The organism is Streptomyces sp. NPDC014006, assembly GCF_043088925.1.
Classification (GTDB): Bacteria; Actinomycetota; Actinomycetes; order Streptomycetales; family Streptomycetaceae; genus Streptomyces.
On sequence record NZ_JBICAJ010000005.1, the window covers coordinates 21,856 to 34,443 of the forward strand.

Annotated in this window: 9 protein-coding genes; 7 read left to right on the top strand and 2 right to left on the bottom strand. The window is 72.6% G+C overall.

Going from position 1 to position 12,588, the window contains the following annotated elements; all coding sequences use genetic code 11:
• Positions 1-158: 158 nt before the first annotated feature.
• Both ACF1GV_RS18255 and ACF1GV_RS18260 read right to left on the bottom strand, forming a co-directional pair.
• Positions 159-1,031 (bottom strand): BTAD domain-containing putative transcriptional regulator, encoded by an 873-nt coding sequence (locus ACF1GV_RS18255; protein ID WP_391681708.1) that lies wholly within the window; start codon positions 1,029-1,031, stop codon positions 159-161.
• A gap of 138 nt (positions 1,032-1,169) precedes the next feature.
• A complete protein-coding gene (locus ACF1GV_RS18260; RefSeq protein WP_391681710.1) occupies positions 1,170-2,879 on the bottom strand; it encodes an FAD-dependent monooxygenase in 1,710 nt (569 codons plus the stop codon).
• A gap of 226 nt (positions 2,880-3,105) precedes the next feature.
• Here ACF1GV_RS18260 and ACF1GV_RS18265 point away from each other — a divergent pair, with 226 nt between their 5' ends.
• From ACF1GV_RS18265 to ACF1GV_RS18295, 7 genes are all read left to right on the top strand, one after another.
• Positions 3,106-4,824: a class I adenylate-forming enzyme family protein gene (locus tag ACF1GV_RS18265; RefSeq protein ID WP_391681712.1), complete on the top strand. Its 1,719-nt coding sequence runs from the start codon at positions 3,106-3,108 to the stop codon at positions 4,822-4,824.
• A 2-nt stretch (positions 4,825-4,826) separates the two neighbouring features.
• A complete protein-coding gene (locus ACF1GV_RS18270; protein WP_391681714.1) occupies positions 4,827-5,840 on the top strand; it encodes a methyltransferase in 1,014 nt (337 codons plus the stop codon).
• A 48-nt stretch (positions 5,841-5,888) separates the two neighbouring features.
• Complete coding sequence (locus tag ACF1GV_RS18275; protein WP_391681716.1) at positions 5,889-7,862, top strand: FAD/NAD(P)-binding protein; 1,974 nt, start codon at positions 5,889-5,891, stop codon at positions 7,860-7,862.
• On the top strand, positions 7,859-9,256 hold the full coding sequence (locus ACF1GV_RS18280) for a lyase family protein (protein WP_391681718.1): 1,398 nt from the start codon (positions 7,859-7,861) through the stop codon (positions 9,254-9,256). The genes ACF1GV_RS18275 and ACF1GV_RS18280 overlap by 4 nt, the downstream gene beginning before the upstream one ends.
• A 35-nt stretch (positions 9,257-9,291) precedes the next feature.
• Complete coding sequence (gene metK / locus ACF1GV_RS18285) at positions 9,292-10,509, top strand: methionine adenosyltransferase (protein WP_391681721.1); 1,218 nt, start codon at positions 9,292-9,294, stop codon at positions 10,507-10,509.
• Between the two features lie 89 nt (positions 10,510-10,598).
• Entirely contained in the window at positions 10,599-11,567 is a 969-nt protein-coding gene (locus ACF1GV_RS18290; RefSeq protein ID WP_391681723.1) for a PfkB family carbohydrate kinase, read from the top strand.
• A gap of 205 nt (positions 11,568-11,772) precedes the next feature.
• Complete coding sequence (locus tag ACF1GV_RS18295; protein WP_391681725.1) at positions 11,773-12,495, top strand: BTAD domain-containing putative transcriptional regulator; 723 nt, start codon at positions 11,773-11,775, stop codon at positions 12,493-12,495.
• Positions 12,496-12,588: the final 93 nt, after the last annotated feature.

Consider the following 12,588-nt stretch of genomic DNA (forward strand, 5'->3'; position numbering starts at 1 on the left):
GCGGGGGCCCGGTCACCTCGACACCCGTTGACCGGCTCGCTGACCGCGTGGGGATCACCCTGCCGAGAACACCGCATGCGGAGGCGGAGGGCGTGCCGCGGGGAGCCACGGGCGGGCCGGAAAACGCGTCCCGCGCCACCGGTTCCCCCGCAGGGCCATCAGACCCGGACCAGCCCGTCGTCGCCTACCGGGCCACGGGGGGCGGAAACAGTGCGCTCGGCCAGCAGGTTGAGCGACTGCCTGGAGCGCGAGTTCGAGGGAGGCTCCAGCCCTTGGTCCCCGGAGAGCATGCGCGTGTGCAGGCGTTGCAGCCGCGCCGACGGCTTGGTGCCGAGTTCCTCCCGCAGCCGGGCCCGCAGCCGGTGGTAGGCCATCAACGCGTCGGCCTGCCGGCCCGACCGGTACAGGGCTAGCATGAGGTGCGCGACGAGGTCCTCGTGCGTGCCGTACTGATGCACCAGCGCGGTCAGTTCGCCGAGGATCTCATGGTGCCTCCCGAGGCGCAGCTCGGCGCCCAGCCGCTGCGGAACGGCGTCGAGCCGGTCACGCTCGACGACCTCGATGGCGGCCCTGAGCAGCGGACCGGTGGGCACGTCGACGAGCATCGGCCCCGTCCACATCATCTCGGCGGCGCGCAACTGCTCGGCGGCCTCGGCGTACTCGCCGGCGTCCAGTGTGGCGCGCGCGGCACGCACCTGCTGCTCGTAGCGATCCAGATCCAGTTCACCGGCGTTCAGCTTCAGCAGGTACCCCTGGTCGCGGGTCTGCAGCCGGCCGGGGGTGCGTCCCGGGCCGCGCCGGGCCCCGTCCAGGAAGCGGCGCAACTGCATGACGTACGTGTGCACCGCGGCGACCGCGCTCGACGGCGGACGGTACTCCCATATCTCCTCGACTATCTGCGCCACGGACACGACGTGGTTCGCGTTGAGGGCGAGGAGCGACAGCAGTTGCCGTTGTTTCGGCGCGGTCGGGGTTCTGTGGCGGCCTTCGTCGTCGCACACATTCAAAGGGCCGAGAACGCGAAACTCCATGTGACTCCCCCATCGTCGCCCGGGCGGGCCGGCGGAAGATCGTCCCGCTGGAATACCCGGTCAAACGTCGCGATCCGCGCGGATTCTACCGTCGCTCAGGCTCTTCCGGTCCCGTCACGGGACCTGTTGTGCGCTCGATCACCACCGCCCGCGGGCCGTGGCCGGCGAGGGTCTCGCCGCCGTCTCGCACGGCCACCCGGTGACCTGCGCCAGGAGCGCCCCGGGGTCACCGGGCTCCCGGTCGGCCCGCCAGGCGACGTGCTGGTCGGGGCGGATCAGCACCAGATCACGTCCGTACACTTCCCGCGCGAGCGGATCGTCGAGCGTCAGGGTCCGCAGCGGCACGCCCCGGGCACCCGCCGCGGCCTCGATCCGTTCCGTCCGCGGCGGACGCGGGCCGAGCCGTAGCAACGTGAAGCCGGGGCCGAACCGGTCGAACAGCGAACTGCCGGCCGTGCGGCGGTCGTCGAGCCACAGGTGGGGTGCACGGCCGCCCGGTACGGCGGAGGGCGTGTACGCGGCGAAGGAGTCGGGCACCGGCCCGGAGCCGTCCCCGGCGACGATCGGGGAGCCGTCGTAGCGGGCGCCCAGCTGCACCCCGAGGGTGTCCAGGGTGCGCATCCCGTACTCGGCCAGTTCCGCTCCGGTCTTGGTCCGGGCCGCCTCGCCGGCCGCGGAGTCCGCTTCCAGCCAGGCGGGCCGGTCGACGGCGCCGAGTCCCTGGCCGAGGGTCCGGGCCGCCGAGGTGTTGCGCAGGGCGATGGGCCGGCGCTCGACGCCGTAGGTGTCCAGGAGGTCCGGGCCCGCCCAGCCCCGCACGGCCGCCGCGAGTTTCCAGGCGAGGTTGGCGGCGTCGTCCACACCGGTGTTCATGCCGAAGCCGCCGTTGGGTGTGAACAGGTGCGCGGCGTCACCGGCGAGGCGGATGCGGCCCGTGCCGAACGACTCGGCGACCAGCGCCGCGCCCGCAGTCCAGGGCCGGTGGCTGAGCACCTCGACCGGCAGGGGCTCGCCCGCCGCCCGCTGCACCAGCCGCACCAGCTCGGCGTCGGTCGCCGTGTCCGGGTCGACGGAGCTGGTGAGCAGGAAGAACTCGTCCACACCGTTGAGCGCGATCAGGTTCAGCGCGAGGTCCGCGTTGACGACCCAGTTGCTCCATGCGCCGCGATCGCGCAGGAAGTCCCGGTACAGCGTGGGCACCCGCAGGTGGGCGGCGGTGGAGCGGCGTCCGAGGATGTCCTGGTCGAGGGTGCCCTCTCCCTCGTAGCGGATGCCGAGGTGGCGTCGGACCAGGCTGTGGCCGCCGTCGCAGCCCGCGACGAACGCCGCCCGGAACAGGCGCCGGGCGCCGTCGCGTTCGGCCACGACGTCGACGTGTTCCGCGCTCTCGCGCAGGGCGGTGACCGTCCAGCCGTAGCACAGGGTGATGCGCGGCCGGGTGCGGGCGTGGTCGAGCAGCAGCCGCTCCACGTACATCTGGTTGGCCCGGTGCATCGGTTCCGGGGACGGGTCCGTGCGGTCGGCGGCCATCCGCCGGCGCAGCACCTCGCCGCTGCCCGGCCAGGGCAGCAGGGCCAGTTCGTGCGCGTTGTAGCGGGTGAAGAAGGAGATGCCGGCCGAATGACCGGCGGGAAGACCGAGCTCGCGGATCCGCTCGGCCAGTCCCAGTGTGCGGTAGTGCTCCATCGTCCGCGCGTTGTGGGTGCTGCCACGCGGCTGGTCGGGCACGCCCGCTTGGGTGTTGAGGACCACGCAGGGAACTCCCTGCCGATCCAGCAACAGCGCGAGCATCAATCCGACCGGACCGCCGCCGACCACGGCGACCGGAGTTGTCAGCGGGTCGTCCATCCGACGCGGCCTCCAGCCTTCTCTCGATCGAACTGGTGCGATCGTTGCAACCCGCTCTGAAGAACGAAGCAAGATCGGCGGCCGGGACGGCTTTCCATCGGCCCTTTAGCAGCCGGTTGGAGACTCCGCCACGAACCTTTACCGAACCGCTGGGGTATCACGGGCCGCGATGTCTCACCGGTGACCGAAGAATTCGGCGCATCACTGCGGAGTGTGAGGTATTCCTATGTTCCTGTTCGGCACCCACAGGTCCGTATCGCAACGCCTGCGTCTCCATGCTGACCGGGATCTGGGGGCGGGGAATTTCTTCTGGCACGCGTGGCGCATCGCCCGCGACCGGGACCGTCCGCTGCTGTTCCACCCCGACGTGTCCTCCCCCCATTGGGCGACGGGCACGCCGAGGGCGATGTCCCTGGACGACGTGCGCGTGGCCGTGATCCGTTACGCCCACTGGTACCGGGGGCGCGGGGTGCGGCCCGGGGCGCACGTGGGCCTGCACACCCGCGACGGGCTGCTCGGCCTGATCCACCACATCGCCATCACGTCGCTCGGTGCCGCCGCCGTCCACTGCAACCCCAGGATGGCCCCGGCGACGGCCGCCGAGTACTTCCTGCGCACCCGGACCACGGTGCTGGTGGGTGACGGCGACCTGCTCAAGGGCCTCGCGGACGCCTGGGAGGCGGACGCGCCGGGGAAGGCCACGCCCGAGGTCGCGGACATCGCCTCGCTCGCCGTCACCGCTCCGCTGCCGCCCCGGCCGATGCCCGGTTTCCCGCACCGGCACACCGCCGAAGACCTGGTCATGATCTCGCACTCGTCGGGCACCACCGGCCGGCCCAAGGCCCCGGTGTTCCACCACGGTTCGTTCTTCGCGGGCAAGCGGGAACGGCTGTGGTCCTTCCCCTCCCTGCGCTCCGACCGGCTGCTGACGGCCCTGCCGCACAGCCACTCGGCGGGCATCAGCTACCTCAGCCTGGCGATCCTGCTCGGCATCCCGACGCTGATCCTGGACGACGCGAGCGGCGAGGCCGTGGCGCGGGCGGTCAACTTGTTCCACCCCACCACCGTGCTGGCCTTCCCGCTCACCCTGGCCGAGATACCCACCGGGGAGATCAGCCCCGAGGCCGCCCGGCGCCTCCACACTTGGCACGGCATGGGCGACGCCTCCCACGAGCGGCACATCCGACCGCTGATCGCGCTGGGCCGGCGCACCGAGAACGGCAAGGTGCTGAACGGCTCGCGCTACCTCGACGGACTCGGGTCGTCGGAGATGGGCATGGTGCTGTTCAAGCAGGCCTACACGCCCGAGACGACCCGGTACGCACGCCACATCGGCCTGCCCGCCAAGGTGGTGCGCAAGGCGGCCGTACTCGACGAGCAGGGCCGTGAACTGCCCGACGGGCAGGCCGGCCGGCTCGGTGTGCGGACACCCAGCATCACCGCCGGTTACCTGGACGATCCCGACCTGACCGAGGAATCGACGGTCAACGGGTACTTCCTCACCGGTGACATCATGCGCCGCGACAGCGACGGCACCTGGTACCACCTCGACCGCACCCCCGACGTGATCCACACCGCCGGCGGTCCGGTGTACAGCCTCCCCGCGGAGGAGGTCGTCCTGCTCGCGACCCAGGCGCTGGACGCGGCGGTCGTGGCGGTCGACGATCCCGACTCACCGGGGCGTTCCCGTCCCCTGGCGGTCGTCCTGTTCGCCGACGGTGAGGAGCGCGACGCGGGCCGGCTGCTCGCATCGTGCAACGCGGCCCTGGCCCGCGAGGGCCTGGCACCGCTCGGCGGGCTGCTGCTGGCCGCCGACCGCTCCGAACTCCCCGTGGGGGTGACGGGCAAGGTCCTCAAGCGCCTGCTGCGCGAACGTCTGCGCACCGTCCTGTCCCGCACCGGCGACCCCGCGCTCGCCGTGTCCTCCCCCGTACGGAAGGTCTGATCATGCCCGGTACCGAGACGACGGCGGCACGTCAGGTGGTCGATCTGATCACCGGCACCTGGCGGGCCCAGGCCCTGCACGCGGCGGCCGCGCTGTCCCTGCCCGACCACATCGCCGCCGGACACCGCACCGTCCCGGCGCTGGCCGAGCGCACGGGCGCCAGCGAGGACGGCCTCGCACGGCTGCTGCGGCTGCTCGCGGCGCTCGGCGTGTTCAGCGGAGACGAGGAGGGTGGCTACGGGCTCACCGACGTGGGCGCGCTCCTCGTCGCCGACGGCGAACAGTCCATGCGCGACATGGTGCTGCTGTACGGGGAGGAGTTCCACCGCGCCTGGGGTGCGGTGGTACCCGCGATCCGCACCGGGACCTCCGGCTTCCAGCACGCCTTCGGCACCTCGCTGCATGCCCATCTGCGCGACGAGCCCGACGCGGGGCCGCGGTTCCTGCGCGCCATGAACGCCGGCAACGTGTTCTTCCCCGAGGCCGCGGCGGCCTTCGACTTCACGCGGGCGCACACCGTGGTCGACGTGGCGGGCGGCAGCGGCCTGCTGCTGTCGGCCGTGCTCCAGGCCCACCCGCACCTGACGGGGACCGTCTTCGACCTGCCGCACATGCTGCCGGTGGCCGAGCGGCACCTGAGCGCCACCGTCGACGCCCACCGCTACGAGACGGTCGCGGGCGACGTCTTCGACAAGGTCCCCGCGGGCCACGACGTGTACCTGTTGTCCCGGGTGCTCCAGGACTGGGACGACGAACGATGCGTGACGCTCCTCGCCAACATCCGCGAGGCCATGGCGGACACGGGGCGGCTGCTGGTGCTGGAGAGGATCGTCGCCACCGACGGCACGGCGCCCGTGCTGCCGCTGCTGTGGGACCTGCACCTGCTGATGGCCGCGGGCGGCCGCGAGCGCACCCTCGACGGATACCGCTCCGTCCTGGGCGCCGCTGGCCTGCGACTGGAGAGCGTGCACTCCCTCGCCCTCGAGACGAGTCTGCTGATCGCCGCACCGGTATGAAGCAGTCCCCGCGTCCCGGCCCTCCCCTGACACCCATGGAGTATCCCTATGCCCAGCGGTGACCTCGACCTGTGCCTCGTCGGTGCGGGACCGCGCGGTCTGTCGGTCCTGGAGCGGCTGTGCGCCAACGAACGCTCCGCGCCCGCTCACCGGGCGGTCACCGTGCACGTCGTCGACCCCTACCGTCCCGGAGCCGGACGGGTGTGGCGCACCGGACAGGCGCGTGTGCTGCTGATGAACACCGTCGCCTCACAGGTGACCGTGTTCACCGACGCCAGCGTGGAGATGGACGGCCCCGTCGAGCCGGGCCCCAGCCTGTACGAGTGGGCGCGCACGCTCGGCGACGGGCCCTGCGAGGCGCCGCTGTACGACGAGGCCGTGCTCGCCGAGGCGCGCCGGCTCGGCCCGGACGACTACCCGACCCGTGCCTTCTACGGCCGTTACCTGGAGGACGTCTTCGCCCGGGTGGTGTCCCACGCCCCGCCGCACGTACGGGTGCGGGTGCACCAGGCCCGGGCCGTCGCCCTGCGGGAACGGCCCGAGGACGGCGCGCAGCAGGTCGTGCTGTCCGACGGGGCGGTCCTCGACGGCCTCGACGCGGTCGTTCTCTCCCAGGGACACGTGCCGACCTGCGTCTCCTCCGCCCAGCGCGTTCTCTCGCAGCGCGCGCGGGCCCACGGGCTGCTGCACGTCCTGCCGGCCAACCCGGCGGACCTGGACCTGTCGGACGTGCGGTCCGGTGAGACCGTGCTGCTGCGCGGACTCGGCCTGAACTTCTTCGACCACATGGCCCTGCTCACCGTGGGGCGCGGCGGCCGCTTCGACCGCGTCGGCGAACGTCTCGTCTACCGCCCCTCCGGCCGCGAGCCTCGCATCGTCGCGGGCTCCCGGCGCGGCATCCCCTACCACGCCCGCGGCGCCAACGAGAAGGGTGCGCACGGCCGTCACGAGCCGCGCGTGCTGACCGAGGAGGTGGTCGCGGCGCTGCGGGAGCGCGCGGTGGACGGTGAGCGGGTGTACTTCGGCACCGACCTGTGGCCGCTGATCGCCCGGGAGGTGGAGAGCGTCTTCTACGGGACGCTGTTGAGCGCCCGGGGCCGGGAGGCCGAACGCGAGGAGTTCGTGGAGCGGTTCGTCTCGCTGCCCGAGGGCTCCGCCCACATGGACGAGTTGCTCGACGCGTACCGCATCCCACGCGACGAGCGGTGGGACTGGGACCGGATCTTCCGGCCGCACGGTGACGGGGAGTTCGCCGACCGGGCGGAGTTCCGCCGCTGGATGCTGGAGCATCTGCGCCAGGACGTGCGCGAGGCTCGGGCGGGCAACGTGAGCGGGCCTCTCAAGGCGGCGCTGGACGTGCTTCGCGACCTGCGCAACGAGGTACGGCTCGCCCTCGACCACGGCGGCCTGGACGGCACCTCCTACCGGGACGAGGTGGAGGGCTGGTACACCCCGCTCAACGCCTTCCTGTCGATCGGGCCGCCCTCCTCACGCGTCGAGGAGCTGATCGCGCTGCTCGAGGCGGGTGTCCTGGACCTGATCGGTCCGGGCATGCGGGTGCGCATCGACGGCACGGCGGGAGCGTTCGTCGCCGAGTCGGACGGCGTGGGGGGCGGCGCCCCGGTGCACGCCCGGGTGCTGGTGGAGGCGCGCCTGCCGGAGCCTGACGTGCGCCGGACCTCCGATCCGCTGCTGCGCGGGCTGCTGTCCACCGGGCAGTGCCGTCCGTTCCGTATTCCCGGTGCGTGCGGCACGAGTTACGAGACGGGCGGGCTCGAGGTCACCGAGCGCCCGTATCACCTGGTCGACGCCTACGGCCGCAGGCATCCACGGCGCTTCGCGTACGGGGTGCCGACGGAGGCGGTGCACTGGGTGACCGCGGCCGGCATCAGGCCCGGAGTGAACTCGGTGACCCTGGGCGACTCCGACGCCATCGCGCGGGCGGTACTGGCCCTCGCCCCCGCCGCCGCGGATGCCTCTCCAGGGCGTTCGGGCAAGACGCTGACGGAGGCACCCGCGTGAGCGCACACCCGGCGGGACTGGACTCCGGGCTGCTCTCGCCGGTGCGGGCGGGCACCCCGGTGGAGCGGGCGGTCGGTGACGAGGCATGGCTCCAGGCGATGCTGGACGCGGAGGCGGCGCTGGCGCGCGCCCAGGCCGGGCTCGGCACACTGCCGGCGTGGGCCGCCGCGGCGATCACCCGGGCCGCCCGCGCCGAGCGGATCGACCTGCGCCGGCTCGCCGTCGCCGCCCGGGAGAGCGCCAACCCGGTGGTGGGCCTGGTCCGCGCCTTGACCGCGGTCGTCGCCGAGGAGAACCCGGAGGCCGCCGACCACGTGCACCGCGGTTCGACCAGTCAGGACATCTTCGACACCGGCGCCATGCTGGTCTGCGACCGGGCGCTGCGCCTGGTGCACGCCGACCTGCTGCGCACCGCGGCGGCACTGGACCGGCTGGCGGCGCGGCATCGGGACACCCTGATGGCCGGGCGGACGCTGACCCTGCACGCCGTTCCGATCACCTTCGGGCTGAAGGCCGCCGGCTGGGGGCTGCTGGTGCGCGAGGCGGCCGACCGCGTGGCCCGGCTGCTCGACGGCCGGCTGCCCGTCTCGCTCGGCGGTGCGGCGGGCACCCTGGCCGGCTATCTGGAGTACTCGGCGGTGGACGGCGCGCCGGCTGCGGACGCGGCGGCGCTGTCGAAGGCGTTCGCGGCCGAGACCGGGCTGGCCAGTGCCCCGCTGCCCTGGCACGCGTTGCGCTCCCCCGTCGCCGACGCGGCCGCGGCCCTGGCCTTCGTGACCGGGGCGCTGGGAAAGATCGCCGTGGACGTGCAGTCGATGGGCCGTACCGAGGTCGGTGAGGTCGCCGAGCCGGCGGTGGCCGGGCGCGGCGCCTCCTCGGCCATGCCGCACAAACGCAATCCGGTGCTGACCACCCTGATCCGCTCGGCCGCGCTCCAGGTCCCCGCGCTCTCGGGCGCGCTGACGCAGTGCCTGGTGACCGAGGACGAGCGCTCGGGCGGTGTCTGGCACGCCGAATGGCTGCTGCTGCGTGAGTGTCTGCGGCTGGCGGGCGGCGCCTCGCACACCGCCGTCGAGCTGTGCGAGGGGCTCGTCGTCCACGGGGAGCGGATGCGGGCCAACGCGGCCGCGACCGGCGCCCTGATGTCGTCCGAGCGGATCGTCGCGGTCCTGGCGCCCGAGTTCGGCAGGGCCACGGCGAAGCGGCTGCTGTCCGAGTCGGCCGAGACCGCCGCGCGCACCGGACGGCCCCTGGCCGACGTCCTTGCCGAACACCCGCTTGTCGGGCCCGCATTGGGCCCCGTGGAACTGGCGGATCTGCTCGATCCCGCCACGTACACGGGCGCGGCCGCCTCCCTGGTGGACCACGCCCTGGAACGTCACCGCAACCCCTGATCCACGCCCCGTCGTCCCGACCCCCAGGAGTTCTCATGTCTGCCCGGCTCTTCACCTCGGAATCGGTCACCGAAGGCCATCCCGACAAGATCGCCGACCGTATCAGCGACACGATCCTCGACGCCCTCCTCGCCCAGGACCCCACGGCCCGCGTCGCGGTGGAGACCCTGATCACCACCGGTCAGGTCCATGTCGCGGGCGAGGTCACCACCAGCGCGTACGCCGACATCCCCGCCCTCGTGCGCGAAGCCGTCCTGGAGATCGGCTACGACTCCTCCGCCAAGGGCTTCGACGGCGCCTCCTGCGGCGTGTCCGTCTCGATCGGGGCCCAGTCCCCCGACATCGCCCAGGGCGTCGACACCGCCTACGAGCGGCGGGTGGACGGATCCTCGCCGGAGGAGGACCGGCTGGCCCTCCAGGGCGCCGGCGACCAGGGCCTGATGTTCGGTTACGCCTGCGACGAGACGCCCAGCCTCATGCCGCTGCCCATCCACCTGGCTCACCGCCTGTCGCGGCGCCTGTCGGAGGTGCGGCGCGACGGGACCGTGCCCTACCTGCGCCCGGACGGCAAGACCCAGGTCACCATCGAGTACCTGGGCAACAAGCCCAAACGCCTGGACACCGTCGTCGTCTCCTCGCAGCACGCCAGTGACATCGACCTGGACTCCCTGCTCACCCCCGACGTGCGCGAACACGTCGTCGAGCACGTCCTGGACGAACTGGCCCAGGAAGGCCTCAAGCTGGAGACCGAGGACTACCGGCTGCTGGTCAACCCCACCGGCCGCTTCGAGATCGGCGGCCCGATGGGCGACGCCGGCCTCACCGGCCGCAAGATCATCATCGACACCTACGGCGGCATGGCCCGTCACGGCGGCGGCGCCTTCTCCGGCAAGGACCCCTCCAAGGTCGACCGTTCCGCCGCCTACGCGATGCGCTGGGTCGCCAAGAACGTCGTCGCCGCCGGCCTCGCATCCCGGTGCGAGGTGCAGGTCGCCTACGCCATCGGCAAGGCCGAACCCGTCGGTCTCTTCGTCGAGACCTTCGGGACCGCCACCGTCCCGCAGGCCGCCATCGAGAAGGCCGTGACGGAGGTCTTCGACCTGCGCCCGGCCGCGATCATCCGCGACCTCGACCTGCTGCGCCCCATCTACGCCCGGACCGCCGCCTACGGGCACTTCGGCCGCGAACTGCCCGACTTCACGTGGGAGCGCACCGACCGCGTCGATGCGCTGCGCCGGGCCGCCCGGCGGTAACCGTCCGCCCGAACGCGGCCCCGGACCCTCGTGGTCCGGGGCCGCGTCGTCGCCTCCTGACGGGCCTTGCTCCCTAGGAGTTGATCACCATGCGTATAGCCGTGACCGGTGCCATCGCGACCGACCAGGTGCTGACCGTCGCAGGCCGGCTCACCGACGGCACGGCGCTGGGCCGCGGCGCCGCCGCGGTGCGGGCCGAGACCCTGCGGGTGCGCCGGGGCGGGGCAGGCGCCAACATCGCCGTGGGACTGGGCCGTCTCGCCCTGCGCCCGCTGCTGGCCGGGGCGGTCGGCAAGGACTTCGCCGACTACGGCCGCTCCCTGCTGTCGTACGGCGTGGATCTCGAACTCGTGCGCGTCAGCGAGGTCCTGGACACGGCGCGGGCGGTGGAGATCAGGGACGCGGGCGACGGCCGGCTCAGGCTGTCGTACGACGGCGCGCAGACGGAGTCCCGGCACATCACCCTGCTGCCGGCCGCACGCCGCATCGGCGGGCTGGGTCTGGTGGTGGTGACGGCGGGGGACGTCGAGGCCATGGTGCGGCACACCGAGGAGTGCAGACGGCTCGGCATCCCCTTCGCTGCCGACCCCGGTGACCGGCTGTCCCGCCTCACCGGCCGGCAGGCACGCCAACTCGTCGACGGGGCCCGCTACGCGTTCACGGACGAGTTCGACGTGCCGCTGCTGCGTGAACTCACCGGGTGGGGCGAGGCGGAACTGCTCGGGCGGGTGGGCACCTGGGTCGTCACACGCGGGCTGCGCGGGGTGGCGATCGCGCGGCGCGGGCACCCCGCGGCCTGTGTCGAGGCGGTGCGCGCGGTGCGGGAGGGCGATCCGTCGGGGACCGCCGAGGCGTTCCGCGCCGGTTTCCTGGCGGGTGCCGTCTGGGGCTGGTGCGCCGAGCGCGCGGCGCAGCTCGGGTGCGCCCTGGCGGCGGCCGCTCTCGAGTCGCCCGACGCCCAGGGCTACCCGCTTGTCCGGGACCGGCTGGCGGCCCGCCTCCGGTGCGCCTACGGCCCGGACGCCGCGGATCAAATAGCCGCCAGATTACCGTCCTGAATAGCAGCCGAACAAAAGAACCGGCCGGCTGACCGAATTAATTATCAGTCACCATTCCGTTTGACGTCGAAAACGTTACATGCCTATCCTCGAGTCGCAAAACAGGATGCCTGTTCGAAGTGTTACGACACCACGGGGATAGGAATTCCTTATGAAGTCGGGCGTTCTCGGCCCTCTCTTACTGTCCGGTTCCGACGCGAATCTGGTGCCGAGCGCACCGAAGCCGCGCCAGCTCCTCGCATTCCTGATGCTGAACGCACCGCGGATGGTGCGCGCCGGCGACTGCATCACCGAGCTGTGGGGGTCGACTCCCCCGAAGAGCGCGATGTCCACGCTCCAGACCTACGTGCTCCACATACGGCAGGCTCTGCGCGGCCCCCGCGGCGACCACAGCCGTCTGCTGCTGACCAGGAACCAGGGCTACCAGCTGGCCCTGGAGACGACCGACTTCGACCGGTTCCGGTTCACGGACCTGACGCGGCGCGGGCGCCTGTCCGCCGCCGCCGGGGACCACCGCACCGCATCGGAGATGTTCACCCTGGCCCTCGCCCAGTGGCGCGGGACCGCCCTCTCGGACGTCCGCACCGGCCCCCTGAGCTCACCGCACCTGGCGGAGCTGGCGGAGACCCGGCAAGGCGTGCTGGAACAGCGCATAGAGGCCGATCTGGCCCTCGGCAAGCACCGTGAGCTGGTCGACGAGCTGAGTGATCTGACCGCGCGCCACCCCACCCACGAGAACGTGCACGCCCAGCTGATGGTGGCGCTGTACCGCTCCGGTGACCGCAAACGCGCCGGGGACGTCTTCCACGGCCTGCGCCGGGCGCTCGGCGACACCCTGGGGATCGAGCCCGTCCCCCGGATGCGGCGCCTGTACCAGGCGGTCCTGGCCGGCAGCTCGGCGCTGGACGCTCCGGTCGTCCACCGATGACCCGTTTCCGTCGTCCACGGACGAGCGCTTCCCGACGTCGGCGGACGACCACTTCCCGACGTCTGCAACCCCCTGGCCCTGGACGGTGTTTCT

Bases quoted from the DNA above. Each gene is read 5' to 3' on its own strand.
- ACF1GV_RS18255 (WP_391681708.1), bottom strand. From the start codon at position 1,031: ATGGAGTTTCGCGTTCTCGGCCCTTTGAATGTGTGCGACGACGAAGGC.
- ACF1GV_RS18260 (WP_391681710.1), bottom strand. From the start codon at position 2,879: ATGGACGACCCGCTGACAACTCCGGTCGCCGTGGTCGGCGGCGGTCCG.
- ACF1GV_RS18265 (WP_391681712.1), top strand. From the start codon at position 3,106: ATGTTCCTGTTCGGCACCCACAGGTCCGTATCGCAACGCCTGCGTCTC.
- ACF1GV_RS18270 (WP_391681714.1), top strand. From the start codon at position 4,827: ATGCCCGGTACCGAGACGACGGCGGCACGTCAGGTGGTCGATCTGATC.
- ACF1GV_RS18275 (WP_391681716.1), top strand. From the start codon at position 5,889: ATGCCCAGCGGTGACCTCGACCTGTGCCTCGTCGGTGCGGGACCGCGC.
- metK (WP_391681721.1), top strand. From the start codon at position 9,292: ATGTCTGCCCGGCTCTTCACCTCGGAATCGGTCACCGAAGGCCATCCC.
- ACF1GV_RS18290 (WP_391681723.1), top strand. From the start codon at position 10,599: ATGCGTATAGCCGTGACCGGTGCCATCGCGACCGACCAGGTGCTGACC.